We start from the raw sequence: 25,576 nt of genomic DNA, 5'->3' as shown, positions 1-25,576 counted from the left end.
CCGATGATGAAGCGATTCGCCGGGCTGCTGCTCGCCCTGTCCATGGTCTGCGCTCCGGCCATGGCCAAGAACCCGACCGCGCTGTTCTATTTGATGGGCACGCAGAAGTCGACCAACTCGTTCCTGGCCAACGTCGACAAGATCGACGTGGTGGTGCCGACCTGGTACGGCGTGGACCAGAACGGCCTGGTCAACGGCACCCCCAATGCGTACATCTACGACATCGCCAAGCGCAAGCAGCTGCGGGTGATGCCAATCCTGTCGATGACCACCGGCCGCGACGGCTTCCACAAGCTGATGCACGACGAGGATGCGAAGAAGCGCATGATCGCCGCGCTGCTGATCCACGGCAAAAAGCACGGCTACTACGGCTTCCAGTTCGATTTCGAGAACATCGCCTGGACCGACCGCGACGCCTACACGCTGATGGTCAAGCAGACCGCCGACGCGTTGCACAAGGCCGGCCTGAAGATGTCGGTGGCGGTGGTGCCGAACGCGCCGGGCTATGCCGAAGGCGGGCAGTTCTCCAAGTGGATGTGGGAATACTGGCGCGGCGCCTATGACCTCAAGGCGCTCGGCCAGGCGGTGGACCTGGTCAGCCTGATGACCTACGACCAGCACACCCGCTGGACCACGCCCGGCCCGGTCGACGGCATGGTGTGGATGAAGAAGCACCTGGACTACGCGCTGACCCAGGTGCCGAAGGACAAGCTGTCGCTGGGCATCGCCACCTACGGCTACCGCTGGTACACCGGCAACCCGGTCAAGGCCGACGGCACCGAAGCGTCCAACATCTCCGCCGACTACATCGACGCCGACGAATCCTTCCCGCTGGCGATCGAGCAGAACGCCACCGTGCAATGGGATGCGCAGGAGCAGGAGTCGTGGTTCTACTTCTACCGCGACGACATGCGCGAGTGGGTGTTCCGCCCGGACGCGCGCAGCTTCCGCGCACGTTACGACCTGGTCAAGGAATACGGCCTGGAAGGCTTCAGCTGCTGGGTGCTGGGCGCCGAGGATCCGAAGGTGTGGGACGAGCTGCCGACCGCGTCGCGCTGATCCACTACGATAGGGGTCCGGAAAGCACGAGACAGACAGCATGATTGCAGTGGGTAAACGCCCCCGTACGCCGCACCGCCCGACGACCGCCCCCGCGCGCGTCACGGCGGCTTCCCGCACCACGTGGCTGGGCTTTGCCCTGTTCGCCCTCACTGCCGTGCTGAGCGGCTGCAACCGCGACGCCCCCGCCGCCGCGGACACGGCCAAGCCGGCGCCCGCGCCGGCACCGGCACCGGCGGCACCGAAGCCGGAGAACAGCGCGCCGTTGCCGCTGATTCCGGCACCGGCGCAGGTCAAGCGCGGCAGCGCCACGCTGACCATCGGCACCGGCAGCACGCTGTCGGTGCCCACCGACGACGAGCCGGCCATGCGCGTGGCCCGGCAACTGGCCACGCTGCTGGAAAAGACCCGCGGCCTGTCGCTGGAGGTGCGCGCCGAGACCATCCCGGCCAACGGCGCCATCCGCCTGCAGATGAACCCCAATGCCCCGGTGGAAGCGCCGGAAGGCTACGGGCTGGATGTGGACGGCAGCACCATGCTGATCCAGGCGCGCGACGAGCGCGGCCTGTTCTACGGCGCGATGAGCGCCTGGCAGTTGCTCACCCCCGACGCGGGCAAGGGCGAAGTGGACGTGCCCGAGGTCAAGATCCGCGACTGGCCGCGCTTCGGCTGGCGCGGCCTGCTGCTCGACGTGGCCCGCCACTTCCACGGCCCGGACACGGTCAAGCACGTCATCGACGCGATGGCCGAGCACAAGCTCAACGTGCTGCACCTGCACCTGACCGACGACCAAGGCTGGCGCATCGAGATCAAGCGCTATCCCAAGCTCACCGAGATCGGCGCCTGGCGCACCCCGCCCGGTGCCGGCACGCAGGGCGTGCCCGACCGCTACGGCGGTTTCTACACCCAGGACCAGATCCGCGATCTGGTCGCCTACGCCGCCGAGCGGCATATCACCATCGTGCCGGAGCTGGACATGCCCGGGCACGCGCAGGCGGCGGTCGCGGCGTACCCGGAGCTGGTCGGCGTCACCAAGCAGCGGCCGAAGGTGTCGGTGGACTGGGGCGTCAATCCCTACCTGTTCGACACCGACGAAAAGAGCATGGCCTTCATCCAGGGCGTGCTCGACGAAGTGCTGCAGCTGTTCCCCTCGCAGTACATCCACATCGGTGGCGACGAAGCGGTCAAGGACCAGTGGGAGCGTTCGCCGGCGGTGCGCGCGCAGATGCGCAAGCTGGGGATCAAGGACGCGCACGCGATGCAGGGCTGGTTCAACCAGCAGCTGTCCGATTACCTGACCAAACACGACCGGCGCCTGATCGGCTGGGACGAGATCCTGGAAGGCGGCCTGCCCGCCAGCGCGTCGGTGATGTCCTGGCGCGGCGTCGACGGCGCCGTGGCCGCGGCCAGGCAGGGCCACGACGTGGTGCTGGTGCCGGCCGGCTGGCTGTACCTGGACAACCTGCAGAGCGCGCGCAACGACGAGCCCAACGGCCGGCTGGCGGTGCTGCCGCTGCAGAAGGTCTACGAGTTCGACCCGGTCCCGGCCGCGCTCAACGCCGAGGAAGCCAAGCACGTGCTCGGCGCGCAGGCCGCGCTGTGGGCCGAATATATTCCCTCCGCCTGGCATATCGACCATGCGCTGTTCCCGCGTCTGGGCGCGCTGGCCGAGGCGGCGTGGTCGCCGATGTCCGTGCGCGGCTGGGACGGCTTCGTGCAGCGCCTGCCGGCGCAGCTCAACCGCTACCGCGCGCTCGGCATCGACTACGGCGACGGCGCGTTCGCGCCGGACGTCGTCATCCAGGGCGGCGACAACGCCGCGCTGGACAGCGGCAAGGCCACGATCGTGCTCGGCAACCAGGCCAAGTTCGGCAGCTTCCGCTACACCACCGACGGCAGCGAACCCAAGGCCGATTCGCCGCGCTACGCCAAGCCGTTCGAGGTGACCCTGCCGGTCACCGTGCGCGCCGCCACCTTCGCCGACGACGGCAGCGTGCTGGCCGCACCGCGCACCCGCATCCTCGACCGCCCCGGCCTGCTCAGCCGCGACACCCAGGGCCTGGGCTCGTGCGGCGACGGCGGCCTGGGTCTGCGCGTGCCGCTGCTGCCGGACATGCCGGGCAAGGACACGCCGGTGTTCAACATCGACCTGTTCGGCAGTTGCTGGCGCTACGCCGACGCGCGCCTGGACGGCATCGCCAGCATCCGTATCGATGCGGCGCGGCTGGCGCGCAACTTCGGACTGGCGCACGAGCAGGTCAAGGTCAAGCAGTACCCGGCCAAGACCGCGCACGGCGAACTGGAAGTGCGCCTGGGCGACTGCAAGGGCAAGCTGCTGGCGCGGATCCCGCTGCCGGGCGGCAAGGTCCTGGGCGAGCAGTTCTCGCTGGAAGCGCCGCTGCCCAAGCAAACCGGAACGCACGACCTGTGCCTGCGTTCCACCGCCCGCATCAACGGCCCGTACTACGCCATCGGCGCCGTCCACCTGATCGAAACCACCGCGCAGGCGCCCCCCGCCGCCGCGCGTTGACCCTGGAGACCCACGCATGACCCAGTCGCACCGCCGCTTCCGTTCCGCGCCGCACGCGCGTCTTCCCGCCCGGCTTGGGCTGCTGCTGGCGCTGGGCCTGCCCGCGCTGGGCCAGGCCGCGGTGCCGACGACGCTGCCGCTGCAGCAGGGCTGGCAGGTGCGGCTGGCGCCGGGCGAAACGCACGCCAAGGAGTTTCCCAAAGCAGCGCAGTGGCTGCCGGCGCAGGTGCCTGGCACGGTGCAGACCGACCTGATCGCGGCCGGGGTGGTGCCCGATCCGTTCTATCGCGACAACGAGGCCAAGATCCAGTGGGCCGGGCTGAGCGACTGGCAGTACCAGACCCGCTTCAAGGCCGACGCCGCGCTGCTCGCGCGCGAGCACGTGGAATTGGTGTTCGACGGCCTGGACACCTTCGCCGAGGTGTATCTCAACGGCAAGAAATTGCTCGCCGCCGACAACATGTTCCGGCAGTGGCGGGTGAACGCCAAGCCGCTGCTCAAGCGCGGCGACAACGTGCTGGAAGTGCGGCTGTATTCGCCGATCAAGAAGATCCAGCCGTGGCTGGCCAAGCAGCCGTACGCGCTGCCCGGCGCCTACGACTCGGCGTTCGGCGACGAGCCCGTCGCGCGGCACAGCTCCACCTATGTGCGCAAGGCGCCCTACACCTTCGGCTGGGACTGGGGTCCGCGCATCGTCACCGCCGGCATCTGGCAGGACGTGCGCGTGGAAGCCTGGGACGCGCTGCGCGTGGACGGCCTGCACATCGCCCAGCAACGCGTCGATGCGGACGCCGCGCAACTGCTCGCGCAGCTGGAAGTGGAGGCAGGACGCAGCGGCGAAGTGCAACTTGAGCTGGACGTGCTCGGCCCCGACGGCCAGCGCGTGGCGCAGCTGAGCCAGAAGGCGGTGCTCGATCCGGGCAGCAACACGCTGACCGTGCCGGTGCGCATCGCCAAGCCGCAGCGCTGGTTCCCGGCCGGCTACGGCAAGCAGGACCTGTACACGTTCAAGGCGCGCATCCGCGACGCCGCCGGCGACAGCTACGCCACCGAGCGCGTCAGCGGCCTGCGCAGCGTCGAACTGCGCCGCGACAAGGACAAGTGGGGTAAGGGCTTCGCGATCGTGGTCAACGGCATCCCGGTGTTCGCCAAGGGCGCCAACCTGATCCCGTTCGACAGCTTCCCCAGCCGGGTCGATGCGGCGCGCATGCGCGGCATCCTGCAATCGGCGCGCGACGCCAACATGAACATGCTGCGCATGTGGGGCGGCGGCCACTACCAGCCGGACAGCTTCTACGAGGACGCCGACCGCCTGGGCATCATGATCTGGCAGGACTTCATGTTCGGCGGTGCGATCCCGCCCTACGACGTGGCGTTCCGCGAGAACACCCGCGCCGAGGCCGAAGCGCAGGTCAAGCGCCTGGGCGACCACCCCAGCATCGTCATCTGGTGCGGCAACAACGAAGTGCAGACCGGCTGGGAAAACTGGGGCGACCGTGTCAAGTTCAAGCAGTCGATCGATCCGGAAGAACGCAGCCGCATCGAACGCGGCATGACCACCCTGTTCGGCACCGTGCTGCGCGAGGCGGTGAGCAAGTACGACAGCGACACGCCGTACTGGGCGACCTCGCCCGGCACCGATTTCGACGGCGCCGCCGACCAGCCCGACGACGGCGACATGCACTACTGGAAGGTGTGGGGCGGCCCGGCGCTGCCGGTCACCGAATACCTCAACGTGACCCCGCGCTTCATGTCCGAGTACGGCCTGCAGTCGTTCCCGGAGATGCGCACGATCCGCGCCTTCGCCGAACCCGGCGACCTGCAGCCGGAATCGCCGGTGATGCGCGCGCACCAGAAGTTCGACAAGGGCAACGGCAACCAGCGCCTGCTGCTGTACATCCGCCGCGAATTCGGCGAGCCCAAGGACTTCGAGAGCTTCGTCTACCTGAGCCAGCTGATGCAGGCCGAGGGCATCGCCCTGGCCGCCGAGCACCTGCGCGCGGCGCGGCCGCAGTCGATGGGCTCGCTGTACTGGCAGCTCAACGACGTGTGGCCGGGCGCGTCGTGGTCGAGCCTGGACTACTTCGGCCGCTGGAAGGCGCTGCACTACCACGCCAAGCGCTTCTACGCGCCGGAGCTGATCGCCGCGCTGCGCAACGACAAGGGCCAGACCGAGGTGACGCTGGTGTCCGACCGCACCGTGCCGCTGGCCGCGCGCTGGCGTATGCGGCTGATGGACGTGTCCGGCAAGGTGCTGAGCAAGAGCGAGAAGCCGGTGACCCTGGCGCCGCTGTCCAGCGTGCGCGTGGGCAGCTTCAGCGATGCGCAGCTGTTGCGCCGCGCCGATCCGATGCGCAGCTTCGCGGTGTTCGAGCTGCTCGACGGCGCGCGCGTGCTGTCGCGCAACCTGGTGTTCTTCGACGCGGCCAAGAACCTGCACCTGCCCAGCCCCGACATCCGCAGCGAGCTGCGCGCCGACGGCGATGGCTATGCGCTGACCCTCACCAGCAACCATCTGGCACGCGAGGTGTGGCTGGCGTTCGGCGAACTGGATGCCACACTGTCCGACAACGCCTTCGACCTGCTGCCGGGCGAACCTTTGACCGTGCATGTGCGCAGTAACGCGACGCTGGAGCAACTGCGCGCCGCCCTGCAGGTGCGCGATCTGGCCGACACCCTGGCCGGATCGCCGCCCGAGCCGGCGGAGGCGAAGTGATGCCGCTGCCAATCGTCGACGCGAACGCAATGTTGTGGGAGGGACTTCAGTCCCGACGCTTTTCCGGTAACGCCACGTCGGGACTGAAGTCCCTCCCACATGCCACCCTGCCGCTGGCGCTGTGCCTGAGCGGCCTACTGTGCGCCCCGCTCGCCCATGCCGACGACGCCGAGGACCGCGCCGCCGCGCTGGTGGCGAAGATGACCCGCGAGGAAAAGGTCGCGCAGGCGATGAACGCGGCGCCGGCGATTCCGCGCCTGGGCGTGCCGGCCTACGAATGGTGGAGCGAAGGCCTGCACGGCATCGCCCGCAACGGCTACGCCACCGTGTTCCCGCAGGCGATCGGCCTGGCCGCCACCTGGAACACCGCCCTGCTCGAGCAGGTCGGCACGGTGACCTCGACCGAAGCGCGCGCCAAGTTCAATCTCGCCGGCGGCCCCGGCAAGGACCACCCGCGCTACGCCGGGCTGACCATCTGGTCGCCGAACATCAACATCTTCCGCGACCCGCGCTGGGGCCGCGGCATGGAGACCTACGGCGAGGATCCCTACCTCACCGGGCAACTGGCGGTGGGCTTCATCCGCGGCCTGCAGGGCGACGACCCCACGCATCCGCGCACCATCGCCACGCCCAAGCACCTGGCCGTGCACAGCGGTCCGGAACCCGGCCGCCACGGCTTCGACGTGGACGTGTCGCCGCGCGATGTGGAAGCGACCTACACCCCCGCGTTCCGCGCCGCCATCGTCGACGGCCGTGCCGGTTCGGTGATGTGCGCCTACAACTCCTTGCACGGCACCCCGGCCTGCGCCGCCGACTGGCTGCTCAACGGCCGCCTGCGCGCCGACTGGGGCTTCAAGGGCTTCGTCGTCTCCGACTGCGATGCGGTCGACGACATGACCCAGTTCCACTATTTCCGCGCCGACAACGCCGGCTCCTCCGCCGCCGCGCTCAAGGCCGGCCACGACCTCAACTGCGGCCACGCCTATGCCGACCTGGGCAAGGCGATCGAACGCGGCGATGCCGACGAAGCCCTGCTCGACCGGTCGCTGGTGCGGCTGTTCGCGGCGCGCTACCGGCTCGGCGAACTGCAGCCGCAGCGCAAGGACCCGTACGCGCGGCTGGGTGCCAAGGACGTGGACAGCGCCGCGCATCGCGCGCTGGCGCTGCAGGCCGCGCAGCAATCGCTGGTGCTGTTGCAGAACCGCAACGGCACGCTGCCGCTGAAGCAAGGCCTGCGCCTGGCGGTGCTCGGCCCCAACGCCGATGCGCTGGCCGCGCTGGAAGCCAACTACCAGGGCACCTCGGCCGCGCCGGTGACGCCGCTGCTGGGCCTGCGCGAGCGCTTCGGCGCCGCCAACGTCAGCTACGCGCAAGGCGCCCCGCTCGCCGCCGGCGTACCCGGCATGATCCCCGAGACCGCCCTGCGCAGCGACGGCAAACCCGGCCTGCGTGGCGAGTATTTCGCCAACGTCGATCTGGCCGGCACGCCGCGCACGCAGCGCCAGGACCGCGTGGTCAGCTTCAACTGGGACCACGTGGCGCCGACCAAGGGCGTGGACAAGGATCGCTACTCGGTGCGCTGGAGCGGCGAGCTGTTGCCGCCCGGGCCGGGCGACTACACCCTGGCGGTGCGCGTGGCGCGCTGCTTCGACTGCGCCGGCCACGATCCGGTGCGGCTGTACATCGACGACAAGCTGGTCGTCGCCGGCAACGCCGAAGACAAGCACCTGCCGGCCGGCATGCACAACGCCGACGGCCGCAACGTCGAGACCGTGCTGCACTTCGACGACACGCGTCCGCGCCGCATCCGCCTGGAACTGGAGCACCGCGGCCAGGACCAGGGCCTGCGCCTGGAATGGCTGGCGCCGGCCGCGCCGCAACTGGCCGAGGCCGAACGCGCGGTCGCGCAGGCCGATGCCGTGGTCGCCTTCGTCGGCCTGTCGCCGGACGTGGAAGGCGAGGAACTGCGCATCGACGTGCCCGGCTTCGACGGCGGCGACCGCAACGACCTGGCCCTGCCCGCCGCGCAGCAGGCGCTGCTGGAGCGCGCCAAGGCCAGCGGCAAGCCACTGGTGGTGGTGCTGATGAGCGGCAGCGCGGTGGCGCTGAACTGGGCCAAGCAGCATGCCGATGCGATCGTCGCGGCGTGGTATCCCGGCCAGTCCGGCGGCACTGCGATCGCGCAGGCGCTGGCCGGCGACGTCAATCCGGGCGGCCGCCTGCCGGTGACCTTCTACCGCTCCACCAAGGACTTGCCGGCCTACGTCAGCTACGACATGAAGGGCCGCACCTACCGCTACTTCAAGGGCGAGCCGCTGTTCGCGTTCGGCAGCGGGCTGAGCTACACCAGCTTCGCCTACGCCGCGCCGCAATTGTCGACCACGATGTTGCAGGCAGGCACGAACCTGCAGGTGCGCACGCAGGTCCGCAACAGCGGCACGCGCGCCGGCGACGAAGTGGTGCAGGTGTACCTGGAATATCCGCAACGCGCGCAGTCGCCGCTGCGCAGCCTGGTCGGCTTCCAGCGGGTGACGCTGCAGCCGGGCGAAACGCGCGAGGTCAGTTTCGACCTGGAACCGCGGCAACTGAGCGATGTCGATCGCGCCGGCCAGCGCGCGGTGCAGCCCGGCGACTACCGCGTGTTCGTCGGCGGCGGGCAGCCCGGCACCGATGCGCCCGGCGGCGAAGCCGCGTTTTCGATCCAGGGCAGCGCGCCCATTCCACGGTGACCAGCGAATGCACCCCGCTTTCTGTAGGAGCGGCTTCAGCCGCGACTGAGTCTCACCGGTAAGACCCGGTCGCGGCTGAAGCCGCTCCTACAGGAAGCAACGCAACACAACGCACAGACCGCCTCGCACGGCCACGCACAACGACAGACCAGGAGCCACCCATGCCTTCCCGCCGCGATGTCCTCCAGCTGCTCGGCAGCGCCGCCGGCGCCGGCCTGCTCGCCAGTGCCGTGCCCGGCTTCGCCGCATCCGGCGCATCGGCGGCAGGCCTGCCCAGCAAACGCCCGGCACCGGCAAAACGGCGCTTCGTCAGCGCCGCGGTGGAAAAGCACCTGCGCACGGTCAAGGCCGGCATCGGCGATCCGCGCCTGGCCTGGCTGTTCGAGAACTGCTACCCGAACACGCTCGACACCACCGTGGAAATCGGCACCCGCAACGGCAAGCCGGACACCTTCGTCATCACCGGCGACATCGAGGCACTGTGGCTGCGCGATTCCTCCGCGCAGGTGCATCCCTACGTGCCGCTGGCCAAGCGCGACCCGGCGCTGCGGCGCATGTTCCATGGCCTGATCCAGCGCCAGGCCGCCTGCATCCAGCTCGACCCCTATGCCAACGCGTTCCTGCCCGACGGCAAGAGCCAGCGCCTGAAGTGGTCGGTGGCCGACATCACCGAGATGAAGCCAGGCGTCGGCGAGCGCAAGTGGGAAGTGGATTCGCTGTGCTACCCGATCCGCCTGGCGCACGAATACTGGCGCGCCAGCGGCGACACCGCACCGTTCGACGACGACTGGCGCGCGGCGATGCACGTGGTGGTCAAGACCTTCCGCGAGCAGCAGCGCCTGCACGACCGCGGGCCCTACAGTTTCCAGCGTCCCTCGCCGCTGGCCACCGAGACTTTGGTGCTGGACGGCTACGGCCAGCCGACCAAGCCCAACGGCATGATCCACTCGATGTTCCGCCCGTCCGACGACGCCTGCCTGTACCCGCTGTTCGTGCCGGCCAACCTGTTCGCGGTGACCTCCCTGCGCCAGCTGGCGACGATGAGCGAGGCGCTGCACCGCGATGCGGCCTTCGCCGGCGAATGCCGCGCCCTGGCCGACGAAGTGGAGACCGCCACGCGCAAGTACGGGCAGATGCGCGATGCCGACGGCCAACCGTTCTGGGCCTACGAAGTGGACGGCTACGGCAACCAGCTGTTCATCGACGACGCCAACGCGCCGGGCCTGCTGAGCCTGGCCTACCTGGGCTGCTGCGACCGCCGCGACCCGCTGTTCCTGCGCACGCGCCAACTGGCGTGGAGCGAGCGCAATCCGTACTTCTACCGCGGCCGCGCCGCAGAAGGCGTGGGCAGCCCGCACAGCGGCATGGGCACCATCTGGCCGATGTCGATCATGCAGTACGCCCTGGCCAGCGACGACGACGCGCAGATCCGCCAATGCCTGAGTTGGCTGAAAAACACCGACGCCGGCAGCGGCTTCATGCACGAAGCCTTCCACAAGGACGACCCCAGCACCTTCACCCGCGACTGGTTCGCCTGGGCCAACACCTTGTTCGGCGAACTGATCATCGACCTGCACCAGCGCAAACCGCACCTGCTACGTAGCTGATCCACTCGCGGCTCCTTGTGGGAGGGACTTCAGTCCCGACGGGCATCACCGAGAAAGCGTCGGGACTAAAGTCCCTCCCACAACAGCCCTCACCGCCCCAGTTCCCAGACCACCACCTCTCCGCTGCACACCCCGAGGACAGCACCATGGCCACACGACGCGGTTTCCTGCAGGGCGCCATCGCCCTGGCCCTGTTCGGCAGCAGCGGCATCGCCCGCCTGGCGCATGCCCGCGCCGGCAGCTACGCGCTGCCCGCCGACGCGCGCGCCAAGGCCGAGCTCACCCGCCACGTCGATGTGTTCATCGGCACCGGCGGCCATGGCCACACCTTCCCCGGCGCCACGCTGCCGTTCGGCATGGTGCAGCTGAGCCCGGACACCTACAACGCGGTGTGGGATGCGTGCTCGGGCTACCACGAGTCCGACGGCTCGATCATGGGCTTCTCGCACACCCACCTGTCCGGCACCGGCGTCGGCGACCTGCTCGACTTCCTGGTCGTGCCCGCCACCGGCGACGTGAAACTGGTCCCCGGCACGCTGGAAGATCCCGACGCCGGCTACCGCTCGCGCTACGACCACGCCGATGAAGCCGCCTCGCCCGGCTACTACCGCGTGCGCCTGGAGGACAGCGGCGTGCACGCCGAGCTGACCGCCACCGCGCGCGCCGGCCTGCACCGCTACCACTTCCCCAAGGGCAAGCCGGCGCATCTGCTGCTGGACCTGTGCCACGGCATGCAGGACAAGCCGGAGATCGCGACCCGGGTCAGCGACGCGCAGCTGCGCATCGTCGATGCGCAGACGCTGACCGGCGGGCGCCGCGTGTACCAGTGGGCGCCGGGCCGCTACATCTATTTCGCCATGCGCCTGTCGCGGCCGTTCGCCAAGGCGCAGCTCTACTCCGAAGACCAACCGCTGGCCGCCGATGCAAGCAAGGCGGATGGCACCCACCTCAAGGTCGCCCTGCACTACCCCGACGCCGCCGACGCACCGCTGCTGGTCAAGGTCGGCATCTCCGCAGTCAGCGCCGAAAACGCCCTGGCCAATCTCGACGCCGAACTGCCCGACTTCGATTTCGCGCGCGTGCACGCCGCCGCGGTGGCCGCGTGGGAGAAGGAACTGGCGCGGATCCGCATCGACAGCGACGACGACGCGCAACGCCGCATCTTCTACACCGGCCTGTACCACAGCCTGCTCGCGCCCACCCTGTTCAGCGACACCGACGGCCGCTACCGCGGCATGGACCTGCAGGTGCACCAGGCGCCTGCCGGCTACCACAACTACAGCACCTACTCGCTGTGGGACACCTACCGCGCCCTGCACCCCTTGCTGACCCTGATGCAGCCCGAGCGCGTGCCCGACCTGGTGCAATGCCTGGTACGCGGCGCCAACGAATGCCCGGACGGCGTCGGCATCTGGCCGCTGCAAGGCGTGGAGACCGGCTGCATGATCGGCTACCACTCCGCCGTGGTGCTGGCCGAAGCGCACGCCAAGGGTTTCACCGGCATCGACTACGCCGCCGCCTGGCCGGCCTACCGCAAGCGCGCGATGGACGACACCACGCACGGCCTGGACGAGTACCGCAAGCGCGGCTACATCCCCAGCGACACCGTGGACGAAGCGGTCAGCCGCACCCTCGAATACGCCTACGACGACTGGGCCGTGGCGCACCTGGCGCAGGCTGCCGGCGCGACCAAGGACGCAAGCGCCCTGCGCGAACGCTCGCGCAACTACCGCAACGTGTTCAACCGCAAGAGCGGCTTCGTGCAGCCGCGGCTGAGCAACGGCGACTGGGCCGCCCCGTTCGATCCGCGCGCGATGGGCCACCTGACCAAGTGGCGCGACTTCACCGAATCCAACGCCTGGCAGGCCACCTTCCTCAACCAGCACGACCTGTATGGCTACATGGAACTGTTCGGCGGCCGCGACGGCTTCGTCGCCAAGCTCGACGAACTGTTCTCCACCAGCTCCGACCTGCCGGCCGACGCCCCGCCGGACATCGACGGCATGGTCGGCCAGTACGCGCACGGCAACGAACCCAGCCACCACGTGGCCTACCTGTTCGCCTACGCTGGGCAACCGTACAAGACCCAGGCGATGGTGCGCCGGCTGCTGCGCGAGCAATACCACGACGCGCGCAACGGCCTCTCCGGCAACGAGGACTGCGGGCAGATGAGCGCCTGGTTCGTGCTCAGCGCCCTGGGCTTCTACGCCGTGGACCCGGTCAGCGCCACCTACGTGCTCGGCAGCCCGCTGTTCAAGCGCGCCGACGTCGACGTCGGCAACGGCCGCACCCTCAGCGTCGTCGCCCACGGCAACAGCGCCACCAACGTCTACATCCAACGCGCCCGCTGGAACGGCAAGCCGTATACGCGCAGCTGGCTGCGCCACGCCGACCTCGCCGCCGGCGGCACCCTGGAACTGGAGATGGGCCCCAAGCCCAACCCCGCCTTCGGCGCCGCCAAGGAAGACCTGCCGCCGTCATTCGTTTGAGAGCCGGGATTTGGGATTCGGGAATGGGGATTGGGTGATTCCCGCGCTCCGTTGATCCCGCGCGCGTGATGCAGGCGAACTGCGTCGCGCGCCGCACTGGCTACCGCCTTGCTCAACCTTTTTGAGAGACCCCCATGCCACGCAAGACCCTCGCTGCCCTTGCCATCGCCTTGGCGTTCGCCCTGCCCGCCACCGCCGTGCAGGCCGCCGACACTGCCACCTGGCCCGCCTTCGCCACCCAGGGCGAACACTTCACCCGCGACGGCAAGCCCTACCAGATCATTTCCGGCGCCATCCACTTCCAGCGCATCCCGCGCGCCTACTGGAAGGACCGCCTGCTCAAAGCGCGCGCCATGGGCCTGAACACCGTGGAGACCTACGTGTTCTGGAACCTGGTCGAACCGCGCCAGGGCCAGTTCGACTTTAGCGGCAACAACGACCTGGCCGCCTTCATCGACGAAGCCGCCGCCCAGGGCCTCAACGTCATCCTGCGCCCCGGCCCCTACGTGTGCGCCGAATGGGAAGCCGGCGGCTATCCCGCCTGGCTGTTCGCCGAACCCGGCATGCGCGTGCGCAGCCAGGACCCGCGCTTCCTCGCCGCCAGCCAGGCCTACCTCGACGCCGTCGCCGCGCAGATCAAGCCCAAACTCAACCACAACGGCGGCCCCATCATCGCCGTGCAGGTGGAGAACGAATACGGCTCCTACGACGACGACCACGTCTACATGCAGGCCAACCGCGCCATGTTCGTCAAGGCCGGCTTCGACAAGGCCCTGCTGTTCACCGCCGACGGCGCCGACGTGCTGGCCAACGGCACCCTGCCCGGCACCCTGGCCGTGGTGAACTTCGGCCCCGGCGATGCCGAGAAAGCGTTCCAGACCCTGGCCAAGTTCCGCCCCGGCCAACCGCAGATGGTGGGCGAATACTGGGCCGGCTGGTTCGACCAGTGGGGCGAGAAACACGCCGCCACCGACGCCGCCAAACAGGCCAGCGAATTCGAATGGATCCTGCGCCAGGGCCATTCCGCCAACCTGTACATGTTCGTCGGCGGCACCAGCTTCGGCTTCATGAACGGCGCCAACTTCCAGAAGAACGCCAGCGACCACTACGCGCCGCAGACCACCAGCTACGACTACGACGCCGTGCTCGACGAAGCCGGCCGCCCCACGCCCAAGTTCACCCTGTTCCGCGACGCCATCACCCGCGTCACCGGCGTGCAGCCGCCCGCCCTGCCCACCCCGATCCGCTTCGCCGACCTCCCGGCCACCCCGCTGCGCGAATCGGCCTCGCTCTGGGACAACCTGCCCGCGCCGGCCGCCACCACCGACACCCCGCAACCGATGGAGCGCTACGGCCAGGCCTACGGCTACATCCTCTACCGCACCACCGTCACCGGCCCGCGCAAGGGCAGCCTGTACCTGGGCGACGTGCGCGACTACGCCCGCGTCTACGTCGATCGCCAGCTCGCCGGCAGCGCCGAACGCCGCCTGCAGCAGGTGGCCGTGGACGTGGACATCCCCGCCGGCACCCACACCGTGGACGTGCTGGTGGAAAACGGCGGCCGCATCAACTACGGCGCCCACCTGGCCGACGGCCGCGCCGGCCTGGTCGACCCCGTGCTGCTCGACGGCAAGCCGCTGACCGGCTGGCAGACCTTCCCGCTGCCGATGGACGACCCGAGCAAGCTCAAAGGCTGGACCACCGCCAAGGTCGACGGCCCCGCCTTCCACCGCGGCACCGTCAAGATCGGCACGCCCACCGACACGTTCCTTGATATGCAGGCTTTCGGCAAAGGCTTCGCCTGGGCTAACGGCCATAACCTCGGCCGGCACTGGAACATCGGGCCGCAGCGGGCGTTGTATTTCCCGGCGCCGATGCAGCGTAAAGGTGGGAACAGCGTGATCGTGTTCGATCTGGATAGCGCGGCGGATGCGAGTGTGCGTGGGGTTAAGGGGCAGGTTTGGAGTGCGCCGGGCGGCTAAGTCCGCCCGCGCCGCGCTATCCGCTGCATTCGGATCGCGCGGCACCGCGGTTGCGCCATTCATTGACGATGGCCGCCGGCTGTTCCGTCAGCGGCCTAACTTGTGCCTGCGTTTTGCCGATGGTAGCGTGGCTTTTGCAGAACGCATTGGGGATAAGAAAGAACATCTTGCTGATATTCGAAATCAAGTGCCGTAGTTGACATGCAACCCAAAAATTAACTCAACCCACCTTTGTGGCGTGGCTTTTCCAAATTAGTTCGCACGATGTGTGGCCGATGAGCGACAAGGACGCAAAACTCCATGGAAATGAAAACATCTCTTAGAGGACGCCTTCGAAACACTGAGCTGCCTTATAGTCATGGGCTTGCCCCTCTCTTTGAAGCGATTGTTAACTCAATTCATGCAATCGATGCCCGTGGGGAAGACTTTACAAGCGGTCGTATATCAGTACTAGTATGTCGCGAGCCCCAGACAGGACTTGGTTTTCCGGATGAGTCCCGCAGAGGGGCACCGCCGCTTGAGCCCATCAAGTCATTCATCATATCTGATAATGGGGAGGGATTCGACGAAACTAATTATACGTCATTCCAGACACTCGACAGCGAGCATAAAGCACGACTCGGTTGCCGGGGAGTCGGCAGGCTGCTGTGGCTAAAAGCGTTTGATTCTGCGATTGTCGAAAGCACATACAAAGATCCAATCGATAATTCGTATAAGCAGCGCAATTTCAAGTTCGGCTTGAACGGCGTTGAAGATTCCCGACTCACAACCACCGAAGCGAATCAGAATCGAACCATCATCACCCTAGAAGGATTCAAGAAGGCCTATAGGGAGAAGTCCCCTAAAAGCGGCCAAACTATTGCAACTGCCTTGATGGAGCATTGCTTGTGGTATTTCGTCAGAGATGGCGGCGCTCCAGATTTAGATGTCGTGGACGCGGATGAAATATTCAACATTAATAAAATGTTCGAAAGCCACATGCACACTTCCGCAAAGACGGCGCAATTTACTGTCTCCAACAATAATTTTGAAATCACACACCTTAAATTGAAGGCGAACTCTCGACAATCCCCTGCATTAGCATGGTGCGCAGCTGGACGGGTAGTTAGAGAGGATTCGATATCAGGGAAACTGCCCGGACTTTTCGGAAAGCTAACCGATGCCGATGGCGAATTCTTATATGCAGGTTATTTAACATCCAAGTATTTGGACGAGAAGGTCCGGCCTGAGCGAACCGAATTCCTTATCCCAGAGAATGGAGGTCAACTTGGCTTTCCTGATTTATCGACAATCAGAGCCGAAGCACTGAAATCCACACAGGAATTCTTGGGAGACACATTGCAGTCAAGCGTAGAGGCGAGCCAAGAACGCGTAGCCACCTTCGTTCGAGAGAAAGCTCCTCGCTACCGCACAGTACTGAAGCATGTCACAGACGAAAAGCTTGCAGTCGACCCGGAAATATCTGATAAAGAGCTTGATTTGATCCTCCACAAGCAACTCGCAGACTTGGAAAGCAATCTCATCTCCGAGGGCCATGAAATACTTAAACTCCATGACGGGGAAAGCACGAAGCGATATAAAGAGCGACTTTCTGAATACCTATCCAAAGTTGACGACGTAAAGAAATCGGATCTGGCCGACTATGTTTTCCACAGAAAAATAGTACTAGACGTACTAAGACGAGCTATCGAAAAACAAGCCGACGACCGTTATGCGCGCGAAGATCTTATTCATGAGTTCATTATGCCAATGCGCAAGGACTCCAATGAAATTCATTTTGATCAAAGCAATCTATGGTTGTTAGACGAAAGACTTGCGTTTCACGATTACCTAGCTTCTGATAAGCCGCTCTCAAGCTTACCCATCACCAACAGCACAGAGAATAAAGAACCAGACATTGTCGCACTAAACGTTTTTGATGAGCCAATCCTCGTTTCCGACAAAGGCGCCTTACCTCTTGGCTCGATAGTGGTTATTGAGCTAAAACGACCGATGCGGAATGATGCGAAAGAGGGCGAAGACAAAGATCCGATCACGCAGGCTTTGGGCTACCTTGATAGGATTCGTAAAGGCCAAGTAACGACGTCCCGAGGGCGACCAATTCCGCGCGCGGAAGAGATCCCCGGTTTCTGCTATATAGTTTGCGACATCACCACAAGCATCGAAGCTCGCTGCCGACTAGCAAATTTAACCGTCACAGCTGATAGGATGGGATTCTTCGGATATAACGACAACTACAAAAGCTACATTGAAGTCATGTCCTACGATCGACTACTGAAAGGCGCAGAGGAGCGTAACCGCGCGTTCTTCAGCAAACTTGGGCTGCCACACAATTGATGGTTAACGCATGGACAAGGGCCATGATGAAGCTGGATGATGCGGACAGCGCTTAACAATTTGTCCAAGCCGAAGTTGCTTCGCGGCGCGTCTCTGGCATCAAAAAATCTCATGGGGTATTTGGCATGAATTGAAACCACGTAATCGACTAAGAACGGGGTCAGAGGAAATATCTAGTTCAACGCATATTTCCTCTACTCCTGCTCCCGGAGAGAGCGATCCTATGGTCGAAACAGATTGAACAAGGAGCAATTTACGTGAAAAACCCAGATCGAATGGTGCTTGTCGTGGCTCGTCATGGCATCGATCTCGTCAAGCTCTCCAGTAGCGAGAGTACAATGAGTATTCCCTGCGGAGCAATTGGTCGAATGATCGCAGCAAAAGTTCTCGATGGGGGAGGTAAGGCAATGGTTCGAGCACGCGATATCAAGATGGCAATCGATACCACCGACGGCGTGAATGCGATTCACGACAACTTCAACCTACTAGACGAGCGCACGCAAGAACCGCTCCTGTATCTTCTTCTAAAGAATCTGTAGTCGTCGCTAGTCATCAAATGTCCGACAAGCCAGAAATCCTAGGAAAAAATGGATAATTTAGAGCTGGAGAGGCGCGCAGAAATAAATATTGAATCTTGCAACGGAATTCAACCGATGCATATGGCTTTCTACCATCACTCAATCTACTACTCTGCCAAACGTTGCTTATCCGCCTTCGATGAATACGAACAGCTACTTAACCATCGAGATATAGAGCCCATCTATCTTGTAAGCGCTATTCAAGAAGCTATAGGCCATGCTGCTGCGCTATCACGTTATTTTTGGCCCACGTCCATGGGAGACAAGAAGAAGCAAGCAAAGCAAATAGAGATGAGAAAGAAGCGAGGAGAAAATTTGAGAAATATTTTCGCTATCACGGACGAATCGCCACTTTACAACCGAGACCTCCGCAACGCCTGGGAACACTTTGACGAGAAACTTGACACATATCTAATTTCAAACATCGCGGGCCACTTCTTTCCTGATCCAATTATTGGCAATCATAGCCTTGCAGATGGACCGACCCAAAAAATATTCAAATTGATTGACCCAGAAAACGAATGCCTAATACTGCTAGGTGAGAAATTTTTCTTCAACCCTATTCGTATTGAGGTGGAACGAATTTTCAGGCAGGGATGAAAAATTTATCAACCGCCGTCAGCCTAACTGGTTGGTCAAGCCGACAACCACAAACTCCGCCGGCGAATACTATCCGCACCTTACACTCCAGCACGACCTACCGCGGGCTCTAGGCCAACGCGTGGTGAGCCACGCGACCCGTTGACCGACACGAAGAGCCTGGGCTAGTTCTGGGCTTTTCCCTTGAACTGTTGGCGCAATCTTTGAATTGTCGGTTCCAGACGAACCGGAACCCAGCACCTGCCTAAGCTTTGCTCTGCCTTTTCTCAGTTGCCACGAAGGCCCCATCGGAATGAAGTAGCGCGATGGTGTTCCCCTGCACGTGCTCCGGCCAGACCTGGCCTGGCAAGCCAACGAATTCCAGCGGAAGATCGACCTCTTGATCTGGCTCGATGCTAGCAAACTGATCAAAGCTGCGTGGCTGCCGATCCTCAAACTGGAAGTCCTTGTTCCAGACCATCGCAAACGCCATGGGATACGCCTTCAAGATGTAGATCGCTGAGCTGCCTCCCCCACCCAATATGCCTAATGCAAAGTCTCGGAGAACCGTCCTACCACTGTAGGGATACACCCAATAGTGAAGTCTCACCTGATCCAAAAGACCCGATCGGTCGTCGAATAGGTGCTGGCTGTGGCGCTCGTCGTAGCGATTTAAGCCCACCGAGGACATGTGGCCCAGAACGCCTCTTGCCACAAGCTGTGGCTGGATACGGATGCTCTGGGAGTAAGTCACCCTAGTTCGATCACGCAAGATATCAGTCACTTGGCGACTCATGGACACAAGTGCCCTGTCGTAGCGAGAAAGCACCGAACCATTGCATATCCGGCAGATGCTCTTGAAGCAAACACCATTTGGCATCTTATGGGACCGTGGCTTCTTATCTCCACTGATAGCGTCAGCGATGCTCGACACCCTCAAAGCAATGCCTTGAGCCCAAGCCTTGGGCGGCACGTGATTCTCGGTCAGGTCGGAGTCTTGGCCACATATGTTGCAACGTCCCTTGGACGGGCCAACAGGGAACTTGAAGACCACTGACCAGCCTCATGCTCGCGAAGAACTCCAGAGAGATTATAGCCAAACGATCTTCTTATTTTCCTATCTAGGACCAGAAGAAGAAGTAACAGTGTTAGTTGCATTCAAAGTCTCGTCTTAGCCATACCACTCCAAACCAGTTGACATCCCCCAAGCCCGGTAGCACCATTGCCTCCAAGGAGCGTAGAAACTCCTCACGTAGCGGCACCCACCTCCGTAAAACCGGTGGGTTTTTTGTGCCTGTTCGCAGGCACACTCCGACGCGCTGTCTGCGTCGGGAGGGCGGCGAATACAACACCCTTCGGGGAAATAAGCCCGCCGGCTACGTGCGGTTTCTAACCTCCCGACATCCCGTCGCCGTTCGGCGCGGGTTCCTGTCTGCCAAGGAGGCTGTGCCATGCGTCAACCGTCATCCAGTAGTGCCCCTGCCCGCCCCACGCCTGCCCGCAAACGTGCAACGCGCCAGCCGAAGCCCGGTCCCGCGCCCGAGCCGGCCGGCTTCCTGCGTTACATCGAGCCACCGTGCACGCCGATGATGTCGGTGGAAGACGCCGCGGCCGCCATCGCCGCCGAGCTGGCCCGCCCGCCACGCGCGCCCCGCCGCCCACGCCCGCCGCAGACGTGCACCGTGGGCCGCGGCCTCCGCCAGCGGCAAGCGCATGCCCGCGAAGCGCCTGGGCGGCAGCTGGATGGAGGCACTGGGCTTCACCATCGGCAGCACGCTGCGTGTGCAGGTGCGCGACGGCGAACTGGTGGTGAGCGTGGCCAGCAAGGACTGACTCAGCCATCGCTCACCACGCACCGGAGGATCGCTGAGATGGCGTGCAACCGCTTTGTCTTCAAAAACAGGGGACAGAGTGCGCTTGCCTCCGTCCCCGTCCCTACTAAATCGACAAGCACAGCTTTCCGAAATGCTTGCCCGCCGCCTGGTGCGCAAATGCATCGGCGATGTCTTCCAGCGCGAAGGTCTGGTCGACCACCGGCTTGATGCCGGTTGCGTCGATGGCGCGGATCATGTCGCGCTGGTGGCTGCGGCTGCCAACGATCAATCCCTGCAGGGTCTGGTGGCGTTGCATCAGCGCCACCGTCGGCACCTGGCCGGCAATGCCGGTCAGCACGCCGATCAAGGCGATATGTCCGCCGATGCGGCATGCCTGGATGGATTGCCCCAGGGTGTCGGGTCCACCTACTTCGATCACGTTGTCGACGCCACGGCCGTTTGTATAGTCGAGCACCTTGGCGGCCCAATCGGTATCACGCCGGTAGTTGATCGTGAAATCGGCGCCCAGTGCCTGCGCACGCGCCAGTTTCACGTCGAAGGATGAGGTTGCGATCACGGTGGCGCCCATCTGCTTGGCGAACTGCAACGCGAAGATCGACACGCCGCCGGTGCCGAGCACCAGGACGGTTTCGCCGGCCTTCAGGCGCGCGTCCACTACCAGCGCCCGCCACGCGGTGAGCCCTGCCGTCGTCAGCGTCGCCGCTTCGGCGTGGCTGTAGCCGCGCGGCGCATGCGTGAACCACTGCGCCGGGCGAACGACGTATTCGCGCGCATAGCCGTCGACACCGTCGCCAGGCACGGTCGCGAAATCGGCGATGGTCGGCCCGCCATCCAGCCAGGTCGGGAAGAACGTCGAGACGACGGCATCGCCCACGGCGAACTCGTCCACACCTTCACCAATCGCCTCCACCACGCCGGCGCCGTCGGACATCGGGATGCGGCCGTCGGCGCTTGGCATGCGGCCGGTCACCACGCCCAGATCGTGGAAGTTGAGCGAGCTTGCATGCACGCGCACGCGGATTTCGCCGGCGCCCGGTTGGCCGGGATCCGGAAGATCGACGAGGCGGAGGTTGTCCAGGCCGGCGGGCTTGCGCAGGGTGATGGCTTTCATGAGTACGGCATCCTTGGTGGAAGGTGGGGAGCGCAGCGCTGCACCATTTGCAGCGCTGCCGCGTTGCAGGCATTGTCAGCACGTACCTCCTGCATCGCAAGAACGTACAATTTCCACTGGTACTATCAATTTTGTGGGTACGACACCATGCGTCTGAAACGTCAGGACGGCAAGAGCGGCTGCGCGGTTGAAGTCACGCTGTCTGTGATCGGCGGCGTCTGGAAGCCCGTGATCCTGTTCCACCTGCTCTCCGGAAAGAGGCGCTTCATGGAACTGACGCGCCTGATTCCGAATGCCACGCAGCGCATGCTGACGTTGCAATTGCGCGAGCTCGAAGAGGACGGTGTCATCGTGCGGCACGTCTATCCGCAGGTGCCGCCAAAGGTCGAATATGCGCTGACGCCGCTGGGCGAATCCCTCGCGCCGGTGCTGATCAGCCTGCGCGAATGGGGGGAGTCGTATCGCAACGGCGGGATGTCACGTGCTCCGGGCGAAGCGCCGGAATGCGAGCGTGGCGAGGCTATGGCGACGTGACGTAACTCCAGGAGCAAAAGGGGACGTGCACAGCCGCCCACGTGCGCGGCATACAGCCGGACGTCGCAGTGGGAAAAACAGGAACAGAAACGAGATTTTGATATGGGTCTTTCTAAAAATCTGACCACATGCCCCAAGTGCTTGAGCAGTTCTCACGTCTGTGAGAAGACACTTCTCATTGGGTCCGCAAGTCCGAGAAAGATCTTTAAGGGCGAAGAGCGAGCGGGTTACCAGCGCAAAGATCAACTTGCTGTTGACGAATGCAAGACAGAGTGGCTACAGACACCACCATTGGAACAATTCGTCAATGGCTACTACTGTGAAAGTTGCGGGATAGGGTTCTTACCCGACGACATTATTAAGGACCCAGTTTTACCGAATCGCATTTAATTGCGGCAATAAGCCAAATTTTAATCAAAGCCTTGACCCTCCTCCTTTCGGAGGCAGGGAGAAGCAGCCTGTCGATATCGCACTGCTCAGCCATCGCGCGGCTCCATTTCCATGGTCAACAAGGAGACGCAGCGCGGCCCCTGGCGCTGATCCGTACGGACGATGACATATAAGCCGAGATTGCCGACGACCGCTCGATCGAAGTAGACATCAGGTTTGAAGTTCGGGGCGCTGTTGCTGACGCCAAATCCGGCCGCGACCAGTTCATCATGCAACGGTTTGAATGCAAGCGCGCATGCCTCGGGCGGGCGAACCATGATCTCGATGGTATGCCCGGGATGGCGTGCATAGGGCTTCCAAATGGCGATTTCGTATTGGCCTGACCCGAGCGTTCCTTGAGCGCCGATTCGCCGGTCCTCCGTATCGGGCCGGAGCTCCACCCCTATGATCTGGACGACATTTTCCGGCGCCATATCGGGCTGGGATTGGAGGGTCTTCGCCACCTGAATAATGGCTTCGAGCAAGGCGCTCGGCGTCAACTCCGGACCCTGCGGCAATGGGGCAAAGACATCCGTAGCGCTAATAACTGGGTTAGTCGCTGCACCAGCCTTATCGGCGGCGCGATCCGCGCTCGCCGCAGCCTTGTCTTGCTCGGCGCGCAACTCGGCAGCGATGGGGAGCCGTTCGTCCGCACTCTTCTCTTGGGGTCGTTTGGCATCCGCTGGGGCCTGCGTACAGGCCAATAGGCCCAACGACACTAACAAGGAAAACACAACGCGAATCAGCAAGCGCAAGCTGCACCTCCTCCCCCCATCATGCGGGCACGCTCTGCAGCACACGTTGAAGCACCGTCGCTGCGGCCTGGGGCTTGCCGAGCGCACGGCTGCGAGCGGCCATGGCTCGCAATTTTTGCCGATCGGCCATCAACCGTTCGACCTTGTAGTCAAGGCCGATGGCATCGTAGGCCAGCCATGCCGCGCCTTCTTCCATCAGGAAGCCGGCGTTGTGCTCTTCTTGGCCAGGGATCGGCGAGATCAGCAGCATCGGCTTGCCCAGCGCCAGGCATTCGGACACGGTGAGGCCGCCGGGCTTGGTGACGACTAGATCGGCAGCGGCCATGAGCTTGTGCATCTCGTCAGTGAAGCCGACAGCGATCATCCGGCCCGGATGGCGCAGCGCCAGCGCCGCCAGTCTGGCGTGCGTTTCGGTATTGCGGCCCGCCACGGCGATGACCTGGAAATCGCTTGCCATGCCCAGGGCGCGTTCGACCATGCTCGCAAGATCGCCAACGCCAGCGCCGCCTGACGCCATCAGCAGCGTGGGACGCGATGGATCCAGACCCAGGGCGGCCGCGCACGCATCGCGCTCCAGCGTCGGCGCGTCGGGCTTCGAGAATGCCGGCATCACCGGAATGCCTGTGACGTGCACACGCTCGGCCGGAATGCCGCGTGCGCGAAGCCGGAACGCGACCTCTTCGTTCGCCGCCAGGTAGCCGGTCATCTCGGGAACGAGCCACATGTTGTGCAGGTCGTAGTCCGTGATCTGCAACCAGACGGGGTAGTCGAGGCGCGCGTTTCTGCGTTCGCGCATCAACAGCTCGGCCGGCAGGAAGTGGGTGCAAATCACGGCATCGGGCTTGGCGTTTCGAATCTCGCGCAGCAGCGCGCCGGTGCTCAGTCGCTCGATGCCGCGGCGTAGGCGCTGCGACGCCGCGTGGTGCGGCGTGACGTCGCTACGCTGATGCAGATACGACCAGAGTTCGGGCGCGCGATTCACGAGCTGGATGTACCACTCGGTGTAGATCCTGCGGAATGCCCCTGACACATTGGCCATGGTGTCGATATGTACAGCCGTGCACGGGGGAGCGAGCGACGGTGCGGCGGCGGCAAGCGCCTGTGCTGCGCGCACATGGCCATTGCCGGCGCTTACGCTGAGGATCAGAAGTTTGGTCATGGCTGGAGGTCGGCGTGGTCGGTGTCGGGGATGAAACTGGGAAGACAGGGCGCAGATCCTGACGTTTCCCCAGCTTAGTTCTTGGCAATCAATAGTATGCAGCGGCTTTGGTTTGCAAAAGCACGCGCATGGCGCAAGGACACGACGGATCGGCAGGTGGTGAACGACGCTGTCAACGGAAACGGACCTCTGTGCCGTGGAGCCCCCTCCCTCGCGGCACTTCAACGCCACGCCACGGCCGGGATTCACCCACCTGCGGCTACTTGCGGCGACAAGCGCCCACGCACGGCCGAGTGGAACGCCAGCGCATCGGGGGCGCGGAGAAAACTCCCCTGCACGATGGTCTAGACTAAGCCCCATGCTGCGCCAACGCCGCTTCCTGCAGGTCATGCACCGGCTCGCCCTGATGGGCGCGCTGCTGATGGCCATTGCGCCTGTGGTCAGTCGCTGGCTGCAATCGAATACGGATCCACTGGGTCAGCTGACCGCGCTGTGCACCAGCCGCGGTATGCAGCAACCCGACCTGGGCGCGGTCATGGCGTCGGCGCACGCTACGCACACCATGTCGATGGACATGGCGATGTCTGCAACGGACCACGGCAATGCCGATGCCATGCCGGCGGATCACCACGACGGCATGGCCTGCGACTACTGCGTGCTTGCGGCCGACCTGCTGCCCTTCGTGCTGGTGTTGTTGCTACTGCCGTTGCTGATGCACGCGGCGATGCGCCCGCCGGCAGTGCAGATGCTGCCGCACGCGACAAGCACATGGCCCGCCCACGGCGCACGCGGTCCGCCAGGCGCCTTGCTGGCCTGATGCCGCTGGTGGTGCCTGGTGTGTGTGATCCGGGCTACCAGCGATCCGTCTTCGCATTACTCGTTCCGTCGTCGCAGATAAGCCACCTGCGGCTGCGCATCGGGCCGCCCTCGCGGTCCGGCATGCGCTGCTGCGCTCGCCATCTCCGTATCGACACGACGGCGACTTGGATGCGGAGTGACCTGATGCGTTATTGCCGATGCCGCGGTGCCATTGCACCGGGCCTTGCGCATGCCGCTTGCCGCGGCGCGATGGCGTTCCTCGCGGATGATCTTGCATCTGCGTGCGCCCTCCGCGGCAAGCCGCACTTCAAACGGGATCCAACAACAT

The 25,576-nt window shown here is 64.3% G+C and carries 17 protein-coding genes; 13 read left to right on the top strand and 4 right to left on the bottom strand.

Annotation, left to right across the window (positions count from 1 at the left end; genetic code table 11):
* The first annotated feature begins 3 nt into the window (after positions 1-3).
* The 10 genes from AB3X08_RS06585 (at position 4) to AB3X08_RS06540 (ending at position 18,627) form a co-directional block, all read left to right on the top strand.
* Positions 4-1,059, top strand: coding sequence for a glycosyl hydrolase family 18 protein (locus tag AB3X08_RS06585; RefSeq protein ID WP_369937058.1), 1,056 nt, complete (start codon positions 4-6; stop codon positions 1,057-1,059).
* Between the two features lie 40 nt (positions 1,060-1,099).
* Positions 1,100-3,589: a family 20 glycosylhydrolase gene (locus AB3X08_RS06580; RefSeq protein ID WP_369937057.1), complete on the top strand. Its 2,490-nt coding sequence runs from the start codon at positions 1,100-1,102 to the stop codon at positions 3,587-3,589.
* 16 nt (positions 3,590-3,605) lie between these two features.
* A complete protein-coding gene (locus tag AB3X08_RS06575) occupies positions 3,606-6,305 on the top strand; it encodes a beta-mannosidase (protein ID WP_369937056.1) in 2,700 nt (899 codons plus the stop codon).
* Positions 6,305-9,034, top strand: a complete 2,730-nt coding sequence (locus AB3X08_RS06570; RefSeq protein WP_369937054.1) for a glycoside hydrolase family 3 C-terminal domain-containing protein — start codon at positions 6,305-6,307, stop codon at positions 9,032-9,034. Before AB3X08_RS06575 ends, AB3X08_RS06570 begins: the two co-directional genes overlap by 1 nt.
* 161 nt (positions 9,035-9,195) lie before the next feature.
* Positions 9,196-10,641 (top strand): glycoside hydrolase family 125 protein, encoded by a 1,446-nt coding sequence (locus AB3X08_RS06565; RefSeq protein ID WP_369937052.1) that lies wholly within the window; start codon positions 9,196-9,198, stop codon positions 10,639-10,641.
* A 146-nt stretch (positions 10,642-10,787) separates the two neighbouring features.
* Positions 10,788-13,130 carry a GH92 family glycosyl hydrolase gene (locus AB3X08_RS06560; protein ID WP_369937050.1) on the top strand — a complete coding sequence of 781 codons (2,343 nt, stop codon included), beginning with the start codon at positions 10,788-10,790 and terminating at the stop codon, positions 13,128-13,130.
* 134 nt (positions 13,131-13,264) lie between these two features.
* On the top strand, positions 13,265-15,112 hold the full coding sequence (locus tag AB3X08_RS06555) for a glycoside hydrolase family 35 protein (RefSeq protein WP_369937049.1): 1,848 nt from the start codon (positions 13,265-13,267) through the stop codon (positions 15,110-15,112).
* Positions 15,113-15,412: 300 nt separating this feature from the next.
* Positions 15,413-17,449 (top strand): ATP-binding protein, encoded by a 2,037-nt coding sequence (locus AB3X08_RS06550; protein ID WP_369937048.1) that lies wholly within the window; start codon positions 15,413-15,415, stop codon positions 17,447-17,449.
* A 257-nt stretch (positions 17,450-17,706) separates the two neighbouring features.
* Positions 17,707-17,988, top strand: a complete 282-nt coding sequence (locus tag AB3X08_RS06545) for a hypothetical protein (protein WP_206710350.1) — start codon at positions 17,707-17,709, stop codon at positions 17,986-17,988.
* Between the two features lie 114 nt (positions 17,989-18,102).
* Entirely contained in the window at positions 18,103-18,627 is a 525-nt protein-coding gene (locus AB3X08_RS06540) for a hypothetical protein (protein WP_369937047.1), read from the top strand.
* A gap of 244 nt (positions 18,628-18,871) precedes the next feature.
* On the opposite strand, the gene AB3X08_RS06535 is transcribed toward AB3X08_RS06540, so the two are convergent.
* Positions 18,872-19,099 (bottom strand): hypothetical protein, encoded by a 228-nt coding sequence (locus AB3X08_RS06535; RefSeq protein WP_369937046.1) that lies wholly within the window; start codon positions 19,097-19,099, stop codon positions 18,872-18,874.
* Positions 19,100-20,319: 1,220 nt separating this feature from the next.
* Here AB3X08_RS06535 and AB3X08_RS06530 point away from each other — a divergent pair.
* On the top strand, positions 20,320-20,439 hold the full coding sequence (locus AB3X08_RS06530) for a SymE family type I addiction module toxin (RefSeq protein WP_369937044.1): 120 nt from the start codon (positions 20,320-20,322) through the stop codon (positions 20,437-20,439).
* A 105-nt stretch (positions 20,440-20,544) separates the two neighbouring features.
* Here the strand turns inward: AB3X08_RS06530 and AB3X08_RS06525 are convergent, their stop codons facing one another.
* Positions 20,545-21,552 (bottom strand): zinc-dependent alcohol dehydrogenase family protein, encoded by a 1,008-nt coding sequence (locus AB3X08_RS06525; protein ID WP_369937042.1) that lies wholly within the window; start codon positions 21,550-21,552, stop codon positions 20,545-20,547.
* A 147-nt stretch (positions 21,553-21,699) separates the two neighbouring features.
* On the opposite strand from AB3X08_RS06525, the gene AB3X08_RS06520 reads away from it, so the two are divergent.
* Positions 21,700-22,086 (top strand): winged helix-turn-helix transcriptional regulator, encoded by a 387-nt coding sequence (locus tag AB3X08_RS06520; RefSeq protein WP_369937040.1) that lies wholly within the window; start codon positions 21,700-21,702, stop codon positions 22,084-22,086.
* 476 nt (positions 22,087-22,562) lie between these two features.
* Here the strand turns inward: AB3X08_RS06520 and AB3X08_RS06515 are convergent, their stop codons facing one another.
* Together AB3X08_RS06515 and AB3X08_RS06510 are read right to left on the bottom strand one after the other, a co-directional pair.
* Positions 22,563-23,270, bottom strand: a complete 708-nt coding sequence (locus tag AB3X08_RS06515; protein ID WP_369937038.1) for a hypothetical protein — start codon at positions 23,268-23,270, stop codon at positions 22,563-22,565.
* A 19-nt stretch (positions 23,271-23,289) separates the two neighbouring features.
* A complete protein-coding gene (locus tag AB3X08_RS06510) occupies positions 23,290-24,429 on the bottom strand; it encodes an MGDG synthase family glycosyltransferase (protein WP_369937037.1) in 1,140 nt (379 codons plus the stop codon).
* 358 nt (positions 24,430-24,787) lie between these two features.
* Between AB3X08_RS06510 and AB3X08_RS06505 the strand changes: the two genes are divergently transcribed.
* The gene (locus AB3X08_RS06505; protein ID WP_369937036.1) at positions 24,788-25,246 is read left to right on the top strand and encodes a DUF2946 family protein; all 459 of its coding nucleotides are present in this window, start codon (positions 24,788-24,790) and stop codon (positions 25,244-25,246) included.
* The last annotated feature ends 330 nt before the right edge of the window (positions 25,247-25,576 follow it).

The sequence above is a fragment of the Xanthomonas sp. DAR 34887 genome, assembly GCF_041245805.1.
Taxonomy (GTDB): Bacteria; Pseudomonadota; Gammaproteobacteria; order Xanthomonadales; family Xanthomonadaceae; genus Xanthomonas_A; species Xanthomonas_A tesorieronis.
Note: the sequence above shows the minus strand (reverse complement) of the source record. Positions and strands in the feature narration are given on the sequence as shown.